Origin of the sequence: Mesorhizobium sp. WSM4311 (assembly GCF_002295115.1) — a bacterium.
Taxonomy (GTDB): Bacteria; Pseudomonadota; Alphaproteobacteria; order Rhizobiales; family Rhizobiaceae; genus Mesorhizobium.
Map to the genome: position 1 here is coordinate 499,080 of NZ_NSFV01000001.1, position 16,485 is coordinate 515,564.

Annotated in this window: 19 protein-coding genes; 5 read left to right on the forward strand and 14 right to left on the reverse strand. The window is 62.4% G+C overall.

The window, feature by feature from the left end:
* Window positions 1-2: 2 nt before the first annotated feature.
* From CK226_RS02450 to CK226_RS02460, 3 genes are all read right to left on the reverse strand, one after another.
* Window positions 3-1,004 carry a GlxA family transcriptional regulator gene (locus CK226_RS02450; RefSeq protein ID WP_095772955.1) on the reverse strand — a complete coding sequence of 334 codons (1,002 nt, stop codon included), beginning with the start codon at window positions 1,002-1,004 and terminating at the stop codon, window positions 3-5.
* A gap of 281 nt (window positions 1,005-1,285) precedes the next feature.
* Window positions 1,286-1,420 (reverse strand): hypothetical protein, encoded by a 135-nt coding sequence (locus CK226_RS35975; protein ID WP_095791071.1) that lies wholly within the window; start codon window positions 1,418-1,420, stop codon window positions 1,286-1,288.
* 337 nt (window positions 1,421-1,757) lie between these two features.
* Complete coding sequence (locus CK226_RS02460; protein WP_095772954.1) at window positions 1,758-1,943, reverse strand: hypothetical protein; 186 nt, start codon at window positions 1,941-1,943, stop codon at window positions 1,758-1,760.
* Between the two features lie 230 nt (window positions 1,944-2,173).
* On the opposite strand from CK226_RS02460, the gene CK226_RS02465 reads away from it, so the two are divergent.
* Complete coding sequence (locus tag CK226_RS02465; protein ID WP_010910020.1) at window positions 2,174-3,073, forward strand: LysR substrate-binding domain-containing protein; 900 nt, start codon at window positions 2,174-2,176, stop codon at window positions 3,071-3,073.
* A gap of 21 nt (window positions 3,074-3,094) precedes the next feature.
* Here CK226_RS02465 and CK226_RS02470 read toward each other — a convergent pair whose 3' ends face one another.
* The 3 genes from CK226_RS02470 to CK226_RS02480 form a co-directional block, all read right to left on the reverse strand.
* Entirely contained in the window at window positions 3,095-4,051 is a 957-nt protein-coding gene (locus tag CK226_RS02470; RefSeq protein WP_095772953.1) for an alpha/beta hydrolase, read from the reverse strand.
* A 231-nt stretch (window positions 4,052-4,282) separates the two neighbouring features.
* On the reverse strand, window positions 4,283-4,468 hold the full coding sequence (locus CK226_RS02475) for a hypothetical protein (protein WP_027046953.1): 186 nt from the start codon (window positions 4,466-4,468) through the stop codon (window positions 4,283-4,285).
* Window positions 4,469-4,656: 188 nt separating this feature from the next.
* Complete coding sequence (locus CK226_RS02480) at window positions 4,657-6,726, reverse strand: ASKHA domain-containing protein (RefSeq protein ID WP_095787430.1); 2,070 nt, start codon at window positions 6,724-6,726, stop codon at window positions 4,657-4,659.
* A gap of 71 nt (window positions 6,727-6,797) precedes the next feature.
* Between CK226_RS02480 and CK226_RS02485 the strand changes: the two genes are divergently transcribed.
* Window positions 6,798-7,058 (forward strand): hypothetical protein, encoded by a 261-nt coding sequence (locus CK226_RS02485; RefSeq protein WP_095772951.1) that lies wholly within the window; start codon window positions 6,798-6,800, stop codon window positions 7,056-7,058.
* A gap of 79 nt (window positions 7,059-7,137) precedes the next feature.
* Here CK226_RS02485 and CK226_RS02490 read toward each other — a convergent pair whose 3' ends face one another.
* From CK226_RS02490 to CK226_RS02515, 6 genes are all read right to left on the reverse strand, one after another.
* Window positions 7,138-8,112, reverse strand: a complete 975-nt coding sequence (locus CK226_RS02490) for a methyltetrahydrofolate cobalamin methyltransferase (protein ID WP_095772950.1) — start codon at window positions 8,110-8,112, stop codon at window positions 7,138-7,140.
* Window positions 8,113-8,193: 81 nt separating this feature from the next.
* On the reverse strand, window positions 8,194-9,285 hold the full coding sequence (locus CK226_RS02495) for a methylenetetrahydrofolate reductase (RefSeq protein WP_095772949.1): 1,092 nt from the start codon (window positions 9,283-9,285) through the stop codon (window positions 8,194-8,196).
* Entirely contained in the window at window positions 9,282-9,896 is a 615-nt protein-coding gene (locus CK226_RS02500; RefSeq protein WP_095772948.1) for a methylenetetrahydrofolate reductase C-terminal domain-containing protein, read from the reverse strand. The genes CK226_RS02495 and CK226_RS02500 overlap by 4 nt, the downstream gene beginning before the upstream one ends.
* Window positions 9,889-10,191, reverse strand: a complete 303-nt coding sequence (locus tag CK226_RS02505; protein WP_095772947.1) for a virulence factor — start codon at window positions 10,189-10,191, stop codon at window positions 9,889-9,891. The genes CK226_RS02500 and CK226_RS02505 overlap by 8 nt, the downstream gene beginning before the upstream one ends.
* A 201-nt stretch (window positions 10,192-10,392) precedes the next feature.
* A complete protein-coding gene (locus CK226_RS02510) occupies window positions 10,393-11,175 on the reverse strand; it encodes a formyl transferase (RefSeq protein ID WP_095791072.1) in 783 nt (260 codons plus the stop codon).
* 86 nt (window positions 11,176-11,261) lie between these two features.
* Complete coding sequence (locus CK226_RS02515) at window positions 11,262-11,837, reverse strand: DUF4893 domain-containing protein (protein ID WP_095790922.1); 576 nt, start codon at window positions 11,835-11,837, stop codon at window positions 11,262-11,264.
* Window positions 11,838-11,996: 159 nt separating this feature from the next.
* On the opposite strand from CK226_RS02515, the gene CK226_RS02520 reads away from it, so the two are divergent.
* Window positions 11,997-12,917, forward strand: coding sequence for an NAD(P)-dependent oxidoreductase (locus CK226_RS02520; protein ID WP_095772945.1), 921 nt, complete (start codon window positions 11,997-11,999; stop codon window positions 12,915-12,917).
* 10 nt (window positions 12,918-12,927) lie between these two features.
* Here CK226_RS02520 and CK226_RS02525 read toward each other — a convergent pair whose 3' ends face one another.
* Complete coding sequence (locus CK226_RS02525) at window positions 12,928-13,557, reverse strand: DUF1638 domain-containing protein (protein ID WP_095772944.1); 630 nt, start codon at window positions 13,555-13,557, stop codon at window positions 12,928-12,930.
* Between the two features lie 54 nt (window positions 13,558-13,611).
* Here CK226_RS02525 and CK226_RS02530 point away from each other — a divergent pair, with 54 nt between their 5' ends.
* On the forward strand, window positions 13,612-13,749 hold the full coding sequence (locus CK226_RS02530) for an EncA/B family entericidin (RefSeq protein ID WP_095790923.1): 138 nt from the start codon (window positions 13,612-13,614) through the stop codon (window positions 13,747-13,749).
* Between the two features lie 84 nt (window positions 13,750-13,833).
* On the opposite strand, the gene CK226_RS02535 is transcribed toward CK226_RS02530, so the two are convergent.
* On the reverse strand, window positions 13,834-14,532 hold the full coding sequence (locus tag CK226_RS02535; RefSeq protein WP_027046950.1) for a B12-binding domain-containing protein: 699 nt from the start codon (window positions 14,530-14,532) through the stop codon (window positions 13,834-13,836).
* 289 nt (window positions 14,533-14,821) lie between these two features.
* Between CK226_RS02535 and CK226_RS02540 the strand changes: the two genes are divergently transcribed.
* A complete protein-coding gene (locus CK226_RS02540; protein WP_095773112.1) occupies window positions 14,822-16,396 on the forward strand; it encodes a trimethylamine methyltransferase family protein in 1,575 nt (524 codons plus the stop codon).
* Window positions 16,397-16,485: the final 89 nt, after the last annotated feature.

A 16,485-nucleotide genomic window follows, 5' to 3' on the forward strand; every position in this document is an offset into this window, starting at 1 on the left:
GATCAGGCCGCCAGCAACTGCTTGCGGTCGACACGCTCCTGCTGCGGCGAGCGGGCGTAGAGCTCGCGGTAGCACTTCGAGAAATGCGAGGCCGAGACGAAGCCGCAGGCGACCGCCACCTCGACCACCGGCATTGAGGACTGGATCAGCAGATGCCGGGCGCGGTCGAGGCGGATCTCCAGATAGTAGCGGGCAGGGGAACGACCCATCTCGGTGCGGAACAGGCGCTCGATCTGGCGACGCGACAGGTCGACATGGTCGGCGATCTCGATCAGCGACAGCGGCTCGGAGAGATTGCCTTCCATCAGCTCGATAATGGTCAGCACTTTCGAGTTCTGCACGCCAAGACGGGCGCGCAGCGGCAGGCGCTGGCGGTCGGTCGGGCTGCGCACGCGATCGGTCAGCACCTGTTCGCAGACCCGGTTGACGAGGCTCTCGTCGAAATCGTCACCGATCAGCTTCAGCATCATGTCGAGCGCGGCGGTGCCGCCGGCGCAGGTATAGATATTCTGGTCGACTTCGAAGAGGTCGGCAAAGACATTGGCCTTCGGGAACGCCTCGGAAAAGCCCGGCAGGTTTTCCCAATGGATGGCGCAGCGCTTGTTGGACAGGAGGCCGGCGGCGGCAAGGATGTGCGCGCCGGTGCACAGGCCGCCAACGGCGACCCCACGATTATACTCCTCGCGCAGCCAGGCGAAGGCCGATTTGTTATGGTAGCGCTCGACATCGATGCCGCTGCAGACGATGGCCATGTTGGGCCGGTCGGGGCCCGCCATCTTCTTGCGCTCTTCCTCCAGCGAGGTGTTGACCGCGCATTCGACGCCGTTCGAGGCGCGCACCGGCTTGCCGTCGATGCTGGCCAGCCGCCAGCGATAGGCCTCGTAGCCGAGCATGCGGTTGGCGGAGCGCAGCGGGTCGAGTGCGGTCGCAAAAGCGATCATGGTGAAATCGGGGACAAGGAAAAAGACAAACGATCGCTTGATCGGATGCTTGATGGCGTTCACGGGAACCTCACCTGGCCATGGCGCGAACAGGATGTCGCGAATAGCATAGCGACATCAGGAAAAACCTTGGCTGTCAATCGTCTGCGCTGCCTCAGTGAGACAAAATTTGCGACATGGGTCGCAAATGGGCAATCATTGTGCGGCAGTGCTCAGGGGAGCTGCATCAACTGTTCACGCGACAGGCAAAATGTACAAAGCAAGACAAAAACGCCGCCGTGGCTGGAGCCAGGCGGCGTTACAGTTCGTGAAGCAGCGGCAGGGAGACGCTGCCTGGAAAATGGTCAGGCGACGAAGCCGAGGCGCGCCGCAGCCATCGCACCGGTCTGGCCGGGCATGGTCTTGGCAAGGCGCTGACGCTCGAGAGCGGTGGTCAGGTTCATTTCGCGGCGGGTAAAGAGGCGGGCAAAAAGCTTCATCATCATCTCCTATCGGTTGCTCAGACGGGTCGCCTTCGCTTGATGGAGTGGGGCAGCTCGTTTGCTGGCGGTGATATAGGCTTGTGTTGCGTAAAACTAAATCGCAAAAACGAAGCACTTGATATGAAATGCGACACGGATTGCGACAAATTTGGGCAAGGTGCCTAGGATTTGCGATTGTTTACAGGAAGTTAGTTCGAAAACAGGCCGCTATGCGGCTTGTTCATATGCGCCATGCAGCGGCGGCATGGCTTAGGAAATCATTTGAACGCAAATAAAATAGAAAAGGCCTGCCGGCGGGCTGCGCGGCAGGCCTTCAGCACAGGGTACACACGATTTACTTTGCTCCAGCCCAGGATCCGACGCCGTTGCGAATGCCGGTCTTGGTGTCGGCGGCTTCTGGCCAGCCGATATCCTTCTGCAATTCGATCGGCAGGGAATGGATGGCGCGTTCGGTCTGGTAGCGGGCGCGTGCCGCGCTGAATTCAGTCGCGATGCGACCGAGGGACGAGAGGATAGACATTTCATTCTCCTTAGGTGCCGGGCCGGAGACATTCCGGCCTTTGATGTGGGGGCTTACACGCGGCGTGTTTCAACCCCATTTCATGTCGATTGCAGGCCTGTGACGTGGTCGTTTCGTGGCTGCTTGTGGCAGCAACCTCAATCGATGGAGTTGACTATCCTCCTGATCCGGTGTTCAATCAAACGAAATGGAATGATGCTTTGTATCAGAAAAATTGAAGGTCGCTTCCCATGAACGCCCCGCTCAATCATCCGCTGCCGCTCCTCGATCTCGACGTTTTGCGCACTTTCGTGGCGATTGCCGAGACCGGCAGCTTCACCACCGCCGCCAATGCCGTCTTCCGCACACCGTCCGCCGTCTCCATGCAGATCAAGAAGCTGGAGGACATTCTCGGCCGTTCGGTGTTCGCGCGCGATGCGCGTTCCGTATCGCTGACCACGGACGGCGAGATGCTGCTCGGCTATGCCCGCCGGCTGCTGTCGATCAACCGCGAGGTGGTGTCGAAGTTCATCATTCCCGAGATTGTCGGGGTGGTGCGGCTCGGCTCGCCGGATGATTACGGCGAGCGCGTGCTGCCGCATGTGCTGAAGCGTTTCGCGCAGTCGCATCCCTCGATCGCCGTCGACGTCACCATAGACCAGAGCAGCAATCTGCGCCGGCGCATGGACGACCGCGCGCTCGACATCACGCTTCTGACCAACTCCTACAAGACCAGCGCACTCGGCGCCGAAGTGCTTTTGACCGAGCCGATCGTGTGGGCAGGCGCCAAGGGCGGCTGCGCGCATCTGCGCGAGCCCTTGCCGGTTTCGCTGTGGGAAGAGGGCTGCGCCTGGCGTGCCGGCGCGCTCGAAGCGCTGGGACGCGAGGGCCGCAACTACCGCGTCGCCTATATGAGCGCGCATACGGCAGGCCAGCGTGCCGCGATCATGGCCGACCTCGCGGTCGCGCCGCTGCCGCGATCATTCCTCGGCAACGATATGGTTGAACTCTGCCCGAAGGACGGCATGCCCGATATCGGCACCTACAACCTCGCCATGGTGGTGGCGCCGGACGCCAGCGCGCCGGTCAAGGCCGTCGCCGACCACATCCGCGCGACCTTCGAAGTGTTCCGGGAAACCGGCAAGTTCTGATCTGTCGCCGGATCGAAAGCGCTACTCCGCCGCCGCCTCGGCGGAGGGCGCTTGAGACCTCGTTTTCCTGTCTTGCCTGACCGGTGAGCGGCTCTCGCCGAGGAACGTGACGATGCGCTGTCGCGCACGTCGCGATTCCGGCATGTCGATCAACGGCCAGGCGTGGAACATGCCTTCCTCGTGGACGACATCAACCTCGACACCCGCTTCCCGCGCCTTTTGCGCGAAGATCAGATTGTCGGGCGTCAAGAGATCGCGCGAGCCGGTCAAGAGCAGCGTTTTCGGCAGCACCGACAGGTCGCCGTAAATCGGGCTGATGTGCCAGTCGCTGCGATCGATGCCGGCGCTGTACATCCGGATCGCTTCGAGACCGCCGGGAATACCGAGCCAGGGATCGTTGCGCTCGGCCTCGAACAGATCGGGGTTGGAAAGCGACATGTCGAGGCCGGGCGAGATAAGCACGTGGTGCGAGGGCAGGGGCAAGCCTTCTTCCGCGGCCATCATGGTCAGCACCACCGCCATGTTGCCACCGGCGGAATCGCCCATGAAGACGATGTCTTCCGCCTCGGTCTCGTCGAGCATCTGGCGATAGACGTCGCCGACCATGCCGAACATGGCGTGGAAATCGTGCTCCGGGGCGATGGGATAGATCGGCACCGTGATGCCATGGCCGAGCCGGTCGGCCATGTCGGCAATCAGGTGCCAGTGATAGGGCGTGATTTCAAAGACATAGGCCCCGCCATGCAGGTAGAGAATCCGCTTCTGCTCGTCACCTCTTGGGGCGATTTCGTAGACGGGAAAGCCGTCGACGGTGCGCGTCTGGATGTCGAAACGCTGATGCAGCGAGGCCGGCGGATGGTGATCCTCGGTCTTGCGTGCGGCCGCGATCCAGCGCTTCAGGTTTTCCGGACTGGCAAACGCCTTCTTGCGGCTGTACCTGAGCACGAAGGACACGATGTGGCTTTTGAAACTTGGCATGCGGATACACGAACTTCGGCTGCAGCCGACTAAGAGAAACCTCCACTATTTCCGAAGATCGTACGCTCGCCCGAAATGTCAAGATTTGCGCTCTGTCCACACGGCGGTGTGATCCGCGCCGCCGTCAGCGGCGCGGCAAAAGGGCCGCGCGCAGCCGGTTGCTGGTGGCGACGGGGGATTTCCGAGATCCCCGGCGCCTGCCGAGCAATTCGCATTTGTCGGCAAAGGTCATCAGCGCGCCGTGCCCAGAAGCAGCGACGTGAGCGCGGCCTGCGGATCGCTGGGCGGCGATGCCGGCCAGCCAATGTCCTTCTGCACATGCGCCGGCAGGCTGTTCAGCGCGCGGATCGCCTTGTTCCTGGCGTGGTTCTGCCTGATGGTCACACCGAAGCGGCCGAGATTTTCGAACATCGACATTTTCATCTCCCTTGAAGAACGGCGACGACCGAGGAATATCTTCGGCCGCCGTTCGATGCGGGGTAAATGCGCCTGCCATGTATCGGATGGATTTCGCGAAAACAGTGTTTCGGTTTCCGGATCGGTCGATCCGGAAACATTTGCATGCAAATGAGTTTGAGGTTGGAGACGGCCTGTGAAGGTCGCGTCTATTCGCGGCCACGCCTCGCCGCGTGGCCTTCGCGCGAGCGCCGGCGCGGCGTGGCGTCGCCGGCGATGCCGTCCTCGCTCACCGTCTTGCGCGGCGGCAGTTTCACGGCCGCCGACAGTTTCGGGAACGGGTCGACCTTGTTGGGCAGCGCCATGGCGTAGACGAAATGCTCCTGGAATTTCGGCTCCAGCGCGGTCTCGATCTTCTCGATCTGGCTCACCGTCTCCTCGATCTCGCGGCGATAGCCGCGGTTCAAGAGCGCCATGCGCGCACCAGCACCTGCGGCGTTGCCGACGGCGGAAACCTTGTCGAGCTCGCAATCGGGGATCAGGCCCAGCACCATGGCGTATTTCGGATCGATGAAGGAGCCGAAGGCGCCGGCGAAGTGGATGCGGTCGACATGGTCGGTATTCTGCTTTTCCATCAACAGCTTGGTGCCGGCATAGAGTGCGGCCTTGGCGAGCTGGATGGCGCGCACGTCGGTCTGGGTGATGGTGATCTTCGGCTCGCCTTCCTTGAGCACATAGGAGAAGGTACGGCCATTGGCGGTGACGCGCGGCGAGCGTGCACTCAGCGATCCGTCGACCACGCCGTCCTCGGAAATGATGCCGGCAAGATACATTTCCGCCACCACCTCGATGATGCCGGAGCCGCAGATGCCGGTGACGCCGGTCGCCTGCACGCTTTCCAGGAAGCCCGGTTCGTCGGACCACAGTTCCGAGCCGATGACGCGGTATTTGGGCTCCAGCGTGTCGGGATCGATGCGCACGCGTTCGATGGCGCCGGGCGCGGCACGCTGGCCGCCGGAGATTTCGGCGCCTTCGAAAGCCGGACCGGTCGGAGAGGAGGCCGCCACGACCCGCGCACGGTTGCCGAGCACGATCTCGGCATTGGTGCCGACGTCGACGATCAGCATCATCTCGTCCTGGCGATGCGGGCCTTCCGACAGCGTCACCGCCGCCGCGTCGGCGCCGACATGGCCGGCGATGCAGGGCAGCATATAGAGGCGCGCACCCTGGTTGAGCTTGAGGCCGATGTCGGAGGCCTTGATCCGCACCGCGCCCGAGACGGCGAGCGCGAAGGGGGCGCCGCCGAGTTCGGTCGGATCGATGCCGAGGAACAGATGGTGCATGATCGGATTGCCGACGAATACGGAATCCAGAATGTCGTTGCGCTGGACATTGCCCTCCGCGCACACCTTGTCGATGAGGCTGGAGATCGCCTCGCGCACGGCCACCGTCATGCCTTCGCGGCCGTCCGGGTTCATCATCACATAGGAGACGCGGCTCATCAGATCCTCGCCGAAGCGGATCTGCGGGTTCGAGGTGCCGGACGAGGCGGCGACTCGGCCCGACAGGAGCGACACCAGATGCATGGCGATGGTGGTCGAGCCGATGTCGCAGGCCAGCCCGTAGGCCTCGTTCTTGAGGCCAGGCCACAAGGCGATGACGCGCGCGATGTCGCTGTCGGCATCCTTGTGGATGGCGGCGGTCGCGGTCCAGTTGCCCTTGCGCAATATGCCTTGCACCTGCGGCAGCAGGTAGAAATCGAATTCGAGGTTTTTGAAGCCCCAATCCTTCATCAGCGCGATCTTCAGCCGGTCGAGGTCGCCGAGCGGTTTGTGCATGTCGGGCTCTTCGATCTCGACATAGCACATGCGTATCGCCGTATCGCGGGCGATCACCCTGGTGTCGGCATCCTTGCGGATGGTCTGCGCGTTGATGACGGTGTCCTGCGGGACGTCGATGACGAGGTCGCCGAGGATCTGCGCCGAGCAGGAGAGGCGGCGCCGCTCAGGCAGGCCGCGCACGCGCTCGTAGCGCTCTTCCTTCGGTCCCTTGGGCGAGATGTGGTCGTTGGAGGAGACGATCTTGTGCTTGGCGAAATTGCCTTCCTGCACCTCGATCTGGCAGCGCCCGCACGTGGCGCGGCCGCCGCACACGCTCTCGACATAGACACCGAGCTGGCGCGCGGCATCGAGCACCGGCGTGCCGACAGGAAACCGCCCGCGCTTGCCCGACGGCATGAACAGCACGAGTGGATCGGTAATGTTGGCAGGCGAGTTCATGCGTACACGTGTCTCGGAAGGGATTGTCGATACCGTTTAACGGATCGTTTCATTATTGGGCGGAGTGTCTGATGGTCCAGAGGCCAATCATGTCCGATCTCCTGCTGTCCAGCATATTTACCGCCTTTACCATGGTGCGGGTGCTGAAGGGGCCGTGGCTGCGCAATCCGCAATATCTGGCCACCGGAATTCTCGGCGCGATCGTCGCGGTGCTGCTGCTGCACGGGCTGTGGCCCGCCTATGACGATGACTTCGTCATAGGCGGCGTGACAGGCATATTCGGATCGTGGGCGGGAATGGCGTTGTTCGACGCCATATTGGGCGTCGCCTGACCGCAACGCAGGCGGGTCCGACCGCATCGATGATGCGATCGGTCCAGCGTGGTTTGCAGTCCGGTTCACGATTGCGCGCTTACCCCCGAGCCATGCGGGCTTCACGGCCGCCGCGGCGGCGGCCACCGTTGGCAGCGCCGTCGCCTGGCGCATTGACCTGCGTCGGCGCCGCGACCGCATGGCCGCCTTCGGCCGGCTTGTAGTCCTTGTAGGTCCTGATCCAGTTGGTGCAGTTCTCGTCGGTGCCGTTGAGCACATTGGCGCCGCGCACGGCTTCCATTTCCTGCGGACGCACCGGGTTCATGATGGCGCTCGTCATGCCTGCGCCGATCACCATCGGGATGAAGGCGGCGTTGATGCCATGGCGGTGCGGCAGGCCGAAGGAGATGTTGGACAGGCCGCAGGTGGTGTTGACCTTGAGCTCTTCGCGCAGGCGGCGCAGCAGCGCGAATACCTGGCGGCCGGCGTCACCCAGCGCGCCGATCGGCATGACCAGCGGGTCGACGACGACGTCGTGCGCGGGAATGCCGAAATCGGCGCAGCGCTGGACGATCTTCTTGGCGACGGCGAAGCGCACGTCCGGATCCATCGAAATGCCGGTCTCGTCATTGGAGATGGCGACGACCGGGACGTTGTATTTCTTGATCAATGGCAGGATGGCTTCGAGTTTTTCTTCCTCGCCAGTGACGGAATTGACCAGCGGGCGGCCCTTGGCGACCTTGAGCGCCGCCTCGATCGCCGCGGTGACCGAGCTATCGATCGACAGCGGCAGGTCGACGAGCCCTTGGACGATCTCGAGCGTCTGCACCAGCAGCGCCGGTTCGGTCGCGTTGGGGTCGACGGCGGTGACGCCGGCATTGACGTCGAGCATGGTGGCGCCGCAGGCGGCCTGTTCCAGCGCGTCCTTGATGACGGTCTCGAAATTGCCGGCCACCATCTCGGCGGCGAGCTTTTTGCGGCCGGTCGGGTTGATGCGCTCGCCAATCACGCAGAAGGGCTGGTCGAAGCCGATGATGATTTCTCGTGTCGCCGAGGCAACGATGGTCCGGGTCATGAAATCTCTCCGTCGTGATATAAAGAGTTCTTTATATCGTTATCTCTTCTCGATCAAGCGAATGGTGGTCCTCCGCGCGGATCAATGCGCGGTCTTGACCATATCCACCTGGGTTTCGGTAATCTCGTCGTGCAGGATGTGGTCGAGCCGGTCGGCAACCATCTGGTCGTCGCGACGGATTTCGCGCTTCCAGGGCTGGCGGCCCTTGAGCACGCCCGATTCATCGACGATCTCGGCGACATATTCCTCCTGGCGGTAGGCCATCACATGGACGCCCGAGATCCCAGGGATTTCCTTCACCTCGTTGATGATGTCGATGCAGAGCTGCTTGCCTTCCTTCTTCTGGTCCTGCGCGCCTTCCAGCCGCTTGATGACGGCATCCGGGATGTGGATGCCCGGCACGTTGGAGCGGATCCACTTGGCGGTCTTGGCCGAGGCGAGCGGGCCTACGCCGCACAGGACGAACACTTTTTCGGTGTGGCCGAGATCGCGCGCCTTCTGCATGAAGGTCTTGAACATCGGCACGTCGAAGCAATACTGCGTCTGCACGAACTGCGCGCCGGCGGCGATCTTCTTGCCGAGATGGATCGGGCGGAAGTCGAAGGGCGGCGCGAACGGGTTGACGGCAGCGCCGAGGAAGACCTGCGGCGGCGTCGTCAGCTTGCGGCCGGACAGGAACTTGCCGTTGTCGCGCATGATGCGGATGGTTTCGAGCAGCGACATGGAATCGAGGTCGAACACCGGCTTGGCGCCGGGCTGGTCGCCAGCCTGCACGCCGTCGCCGGTCAGGCACAGCATGTTGGCGACACCCATGGCAGCACCGCCCAGCACGTCGCCCTGGATGGCGATGCGGTTCTTGTCGCGGCAGGCGATCTGCATGATCGGGGCATAGCCCATGCGGGTCAAAAGCGCGCAGATGCCGACCGAGGACATGTGGCAGTTGGCGCCGGAGGCATCGACGGCGTTGATGGCGTCGACCCAGCCGTCGAAGATCTTGGCCCTGTTGTAGACGTCCTCGGGATCGGCGCTGTCGGGAGGATTGAGCTCGGTCGTCACGGCGAATTCACCGCGCCGCAACACGCGCTCGAGGCGGCCGCGGGACGAATGGCCGGGCAGGGGGTCGAGCGGCAGGTGAATGCCGGCCGGGTTCTCGTCGCGCTGACGGGCACTCATGTGGCGGCTCCGGTCTTTGGCGCGGCCGCGGTCTCACGGGCGGCGGCCGCCTGCGCGGTGACCCGCAGCCAGGCGGAGGTCTCGCGCAACGACTGGTCGACCGGCTTCTGCACGGCCAGGATCTTGTCGGAGTTGACCATGTTCTGCGAGCCTTCCCAGGCCTTGACCCAGACGCAGGGCATATCGGGCTCGACCTCGCAATTGCCGTTGGCGCGCACGCCGCCGCAGGGGCCGTTGCGCAGTTGCTTGGGGCAATTCATCGGGCATGACATGCCGGTCGAAGACAGGATGCACTGGCCGCACATGCGGCAGTCGAACATGAAACCCTTGACGCGCTTCTCGACGAATTTGATCGGAGCCTCGACGCGACCGTAGCCGATGCCTTTCCACAGAGGGTGGAGGAGCAGAAACATGTCGGCGAAACGGGAATAGAACCATTCGAGCAGGCGCGAATGCCGGATCGACCATAGTCTCACCGCGAAGGAGCGCTGCACGCGCCGCTGCGGCGACACGTCGGCCGGCTTGTAGTCGGATTTCGGCGCTGCCTTCTTGACCAGGGTGGCCTGGGTAACCGTCGGCCCATCGTTTTTGACAGGAGTGGTCTCAGACATTTTCTTTGCCGCCCGCTTTGACCAGAGCGACCAGTCTCTCTCGGTCATATTTCGTATCGAGGTCCTGGAAAGCCTTTTCGACCTCGGTTTCGAGATCGTCGCCGACAGGAACCGGATCGGCCTTGCGCCATTCGGCCAGATAGTCGTCGGTGCCGCCGGCGCCGGTGCGCATGGCGCACATGTCGATGGCTTCGGTGAAGCGCAGCGGCAGCTCGCGCTTGGCATTCTGCCGGCCCTTCTTGACGATGACCTGGGCAGGGATGTCGCGCCAGTAGACGACGATAAGATCGGCCATGAATTCTCGCTCCTCGATCTCAGAGCATTGCCGGATGCGCAATGGACCCGCTTGTTATGGGACGACGCGCGCGCATTCAAAAGCGACGCATTGCAATGTCGTAAAATGAAAGGCGTGTTAATTCGTTCGCGGGGCGCAGCGGCGGAGCGTCGGCGTGCCGAAAAGCCGTCTAGCCCTGTGCGGCTCCGGGCTGATGAGACCCTACCAGATTCCGGTTCTGAGGCCGGTCCAGAGGTAGAACCAGATCGTCGGATGATACCATAGTTTGGAAGGCAGGCCGGGATCGAAAGTCGTAAGTTTTCCGGCCAGGGCATCGCTGACCGCCTCGATGCAGATATCGCGCGAGAACGCCGTTTGGCGCAGCGCGTGGCTTGAGATGGTGTCGCCTTTTTCCGGTCTGCCGCGTGCCTGCTTCAGCACGCCGCCAGTGTCGACGCCGGCGTCGACGAGGTGGACGGTCGTGCCGAAATTCTGCACATCACCTGATGCCAGGGCCCAATAGCCGCCATTCATGCCGCGATATTTCGGCGTGATGCCCGCATGGTAGTTGAGCACCGGGCAGGGCATTTTGCGCAGCATCTCAGCCGAGATCAGTCGGCAACCGTTAAGCAGCACGACGCCTGGCTGGATCTTCTGGATCGCCTGCAGGCACTCAGGCCCATTGGCCGAGGCCACCTGGATGATCTCCTGGCCTGGTCGCGGCTCAACCTCCAGTCTCTCCTCGGCAATCAATCGCGCGCTATGGCCGGCCCGCAGCCGCTTGCCCAACCTACTCAGCACCATCGTGCCAAGCTGGCCCATGGCCGAGACCCAGCCCTGGCGGCGAGCCCGACCACGCAGCAATTGCTTTTTGGATCCAGGGGTTTCGAGGATGACGCTGACAGGACCAACGCGATCGGCAATTGCGTTGATCATGGCCCATACATGCTGGCCGCCGCCGGTCACGACGACGATCGACGCGCTGGCTCCAACCGGTGAAGACATGGCCCGCTTTCCTGCCTTGCACGCGGCCGGCTGCCGCATGCTGGCTTGATTTGTGCCGGAATGGGGTTAAATCTTGATGACCGCACTCAGCGCTTGAACTCGATGATGTCGAGTTTCGATTCGTAGTAGGGCGCGGGAAGTTCGACGCGCCATTCGCTGGCACCGGTGCGGAAGGCATAGCCGACCTGGTCGGTTTGCGGACCGCTGCCATAAGGTTTTGCCCGATCATTGTTGACGGAGCCGGAGCCGAGATAGATGGCGCGCTTCTCGCCATCGTCGAAAAAGCGGCCCTGGGTTCGCTGCGAGCCGCTGATTTTTTCAAGCCGCCAGCCGGAACCATCGTCGGTCACCTTGCACTTGAACCAGCCATAGATGACGAGCGGGCTCAAACCGCCTGCCTTGATGGTGCGGCACTTCCAGCTGCCGGTCAGGTCCTTGTCGGAGAACGACACCAGCGGCTTGGACAGCAAGGCATCGAGTTGTTTGACCTCGGCCGGGCCGCCCGCTTTCGCCTCGGCGAGCGCCGCCTTGCGCGTCTCGCCATATTCGTCGAGGCGGACCTTGTCGGCAGGCGTGATCAGCTTCTGCACCTGGCCGTCGGCAAGAGCGGGAAGGTTGCAGCAGAGCAGGCCGATGACGGCAAAAAGGGGACGAAGGATCATCTGGAACTCCCTGAGTCTCTAAAATGAAAATGGCAGTCGGGAAAATGGCAGTTAGTGTCTGGAGCGGCGCCGTTGCCGGTCGATGGCTGATTTTATCGGGTCGCCCGCGTCTGTCATCCGTGCTTAACAGCGTCGCCGTCAGAAATCATGGTGTGACGCATGCGAATCTTGCTCACGGGATCGTCGGGTTGGCTGGGCAGCGCGCTGGCGCCGCGCCTGCGCGCGCTTGGCCATGAGGTGATTGGCCTCGACCCTGTTCCTTCGGTGGAAACGCAGATGATCGGCTCGATCGCCAACCGCAATCTGGTCATGCGGGCGGTCGGGGACAACCGAATCGAAGCCATCATTCACAGCGGCGCGCTGCACAAGCCCAATATTGAGAGCCGCGCCAACAGCGATTTCGTCGCCACCAACGTGCAAGGCACGCTTAACCTTCTCGACGCCGCGGTGGCGAGCGGCGTGCAGCGCTTCGTCTTCACCTCGACCACCTCGCTGATGATCTCGCAGGCGATACGCGACGGGTTCAAGGGCGGTGCGCGCAAGGCCGCCTGGCTGACCGAGGCGATGTCGCCCGAGCCGCGCAACATCTATGGCGTCACCAAGCTTTCGGCCGAACATCTCTGCCGCCTCTATCATCTGCAGCATGGCCTGCCGGTGGTCGTGCTGCGCACGGCCCGCTTCTTTCCCGAAGCCGACGACATGGCGCATGCGATCGAACAGTCTGACGCCAACACTAAGGCGAATGAATTGCTGTTCCGCCGGCTGACGGTGGAAGACGCGGCGGAAGCCCATGTCGCTGCGCTGGAGAAGGCGCCACAGCTCGGCTTCGACATCTTTATCGTCTGTGCGCCGACGCCGTTCCGGCCTGATGATTGCGCCGAACTGATCGCCGATGCGCCGTCAGTGGCCGCGCGCTATTTCCCGGATTTTCCGGCGCTGTACGCGCAAAAAGGCTGGACGATGTTTTCCTCCATCGACCGCGTCTATGATGCCTCGCGGTTGCGGGAGAGGCTCGGCTTTGTCTGTAAGACGAGTTTTGCCGATGTGCTGGCGGCGCTGAGGGCGGAGGAGGCCGCCTAGCGCATTGCGCTCAGGCGACCTTCGCCGCCTGCGCCAAGTCCGCCGTCAGGTCGCCATAGCCGGTCGCGCGCCGCTCATAGGCAAGGCCCAGCAGGGCGGCGGCCTTTTCCGCGACCTTGTCGAGTTCCGGGTCGTCGGTCTGGGCCAGATAGACCAGCTTCTCGTAATTGCCGAAATAGTCCTTGATCAGCTCCGGATGCTTGTCGAGGCCGAGCGGCTTCATGAAGAAGGAATCGAACTGACGGCACAGGAAGTCCGTCATATAGAAGGACATCATGTCGTCGTCGGCGATCTTCGCGTAGGCTTCCATGCCTTGATAGAAGGCGAAGCAGTGCGGGCCGGCCATGCGCTCGACGCCATGCTTCTCGATGACGCGGTCGAGCAGGCCACCGGTGCCGCAATCGGCATAGCCGACGAAGATGTGCTCGTACCCCTCCGACTTGGCCTTCTCGATCGCCTTGTCCATGGCGGGTGCGATGCGGTCGGGATAAAAATGAAACTCTGCCGGCAGGCAGGTCAGTTCCAGGTGATCCAGCCCGAGCTGTTCCTTGACGGCCAATACCTCACGCGCAATCATCCCACAGGCGATGACAAGCAACCTGTCTGTTTGATTCGGTTTCGTTTTTTGCGTCTTGACCAAGTCGATCAGGCTTTCGCTGCGGGGCCAATTTATCTGTCGAGGGAGACACCATCCATGAAACTGCTACGCATCGCGCCGATAGCCATCCTTGCCTGCGCACTTGCACTCACCGCCTGCGCCAACACCATTTGGGGTGTCGGCAAGGATGTCAAATCGACCGCAAGGGCAGTCAAAGACACTGTCGCCAACTGATCGGCAGCCTTTCCCATCATCTGGGAACAAAAAAGCCGCGCTGCAAGGCGCGGCTTTTCTTATCGGTCATCCTGATGCCTTGGGTCAGGCCGAAGCGCGGACATTGTGCTTGCGCTTCATGAAGTCCTTGGCGGTCTCGACCGCCACCGCGGCATCGCGGCAATAGGCGTCGGCGCCGACGGCCTTGCCGAATTCCTCATTGAGCGGCGCGCCGCCGACCAGCACGACATAGTCGTCGCGAATGCCCTTTTCCTTCATCGTGTCGATGACGACCTTCATGTAGGGCATGGTCGTGGTCAGAAGCGCCGACATGCCGATGATGTCGGGCTGATGCTGCTCGATCGCATCGAGATATTTCTCGACCGCATTGTTGATGCCGAGGTCGATGACGTCGAAGCCGGCGCCTTCCATCATCATGCCGACGAGGTTCTTGCCGATGTCGTGGATGTCGCCCTTGACGGTGCCTATCACCATCTTGCCCTGTTTCGGCGCGCCGGTGGCGGCGAGCAGCGGGCGCAGGATGAACATGCCGGCCTTCATGGCGTTGGCGGACAGCAGCACCTCGGGAACGAACAGGATGCCGTCGCGAAAATCCTCGCCGACGATGCGCATGCCTTCGACCAGCGCCTCGGTGAGCACCTTATAGGGCACCCAGCCGCGCTCGAGCAGGATGCGCGTGCCTTCCTCGATCTCTTCCTTCAACCCGTCATAAAGGTCGTCGTGCATCTGCTGCACCAACTCGTCGTCGGAAAGTTCAGAAAGGATGATCTCGTCGTCGGACATTTTTATCCAGCTCCTCACGGCATCGCGACTGTGTCGCAAGGCACAAAATATTAGCGTTCATACCTAACCCGCAACGGGCTGCTATCCATAGCTGATTTGCGACTTCCCGCAAAAGGAAAGCGACTGGAAAATCTATTGGTTTTCTTGTCGATTTTGCGACAGGCGTTGGCGCGGACGGGCCGTTTCGAATAGGGTGCTTGGCTACGATCCGGCGAAAGCCGCGCCATGCGGCCAGAACGGCTACGGACCGGCCATCGTCAGGCCAGGCCATATTCAGGGAAGAGCGATCATGAGTGAACACGCGGCAGTCGACCAGGAAGCGTCAAACGCGCGGCGTGGGCGCGGCGCGAGCGGCGGAGCGGCGGCAAGGCGCGCCGCGCGTTCCGGCGGCGGACCCGGCACCCAACTCACCTACATCAAGCGCAAGATCAACATCTATGAGGTGCTTGACGAGGAAGGCCTCGCGCTGATCGAGAAGAACACCGATACGGTGCTCGAAGAGATCGGCATCATCTTTCGCGATGACGCCGAAGCGTTGCAGCTGTGGAAAGAGGCCGGCGCCGACGTCCAGGGCGAGCGTGTGCATTTCCCGAAGGGGCTTTGCCGTTCGCTGCTGAAGACCGCGCCGTCCGTCTATACCCAGCATGCCCGCAATTCCGAGCGCTCGGTGCAGATCGGCGGCAATGCTACCGTCTTTGCGCCGGTCTATGGCCCGCCCTTCGTGCGCGACCTTGATGGTGTCAGGCGCTACGCGACGATCGAGGATTTCCAGAATTTCGTGAAGCTCGCTTACATGGCGCCGTCGATCCACCATTCGGGCGGCACGGTGTGCGAGCCGGTCGACGTGCCGGTCAACAAGCGCCACCTCGACATGATATATTCGCACATAAAATACTCGGACAAACCGTTCATGGGCTCGGTGACCGCGCCGGAACGCGCCGAGGACACCGTCGCCATGGCCAAGCTCGTGTTCGGCGACGATTTCGTCGAGAACAACACGGTGCTGACCAGCCTGATCAACGCCAACTCGCCGATGGTGTTCGACGAAACCATGCTGGGCGCGCTGAAGGTTTATTCGCGCCATAACCAGGCCTGCATCGTCACGCCGTTCATCCTTGCCGGCGCGATGAGCCCGGTGACGGTCGCCGGCACGTTGACGCAGGTTCTGGCCGAAGTGCTGGCCGGCGCATCGTTCACGCAGCTCATCCGGCCGGGCGCGCCGGTGCTGTTCGGCACTTTCGCCTCGTCGATCTCGATGCAGTCGGGAGCGCCGACCTTCGGTACGCCGGAGCCGTCGCTGGTGTCCTATGGCGCCGCACAGCTCGCACGCCGCCTCGGCCTGCCGTTCCGCACCGGCGGTTCGCTGTGCGCGTCCAAGGTTCCGGATGCGCAGGCGGCCTATGAAAGCGCCAACACGCTGAACTCGACGATCCTTGCCGGCACCAACTTCGTCCTCCACTCGGCCGGCTGGCTCGAGGGCGGGCTGGCGTCCTGCTATGAAAAATTCATGATGGACATCGATCAGCTCGGCATGCAGCAGAAATTCTCCGAAGGCGTCGACCTGTCGGAGAACGGCCAGGCGATGGACGCCATCCGCCAGGTTGGCCCGGGCAGCCACTATCTCGGCTGCGACCACACCCAGGCCAATTTCCAGACGGCCTTCTACCGCTCCAGCATCGCCGACAACAATTCCTACGAACAGTGGCTGGCCGAAGGCGAGAAGACCGCGCCGCAGCGCGCCAACGAGCTCGCCCGCCGCTGGCTGGAAAGCTACGAGGCGCCGCATCTCGATCCGAGCATCGACGAAGCCCTGAAGGAGTTCATCGCCAAGAAGAAGGGGTCGATGCCCGACGCCTTCACTTGAAAGGAGCCCGAGTCAGGCGGGGCTAAAGTCGCCAACATCATCCACAAGGAAGTCTGGCGGAGCGCCTTCTCCGATCCGGACAACAAGGG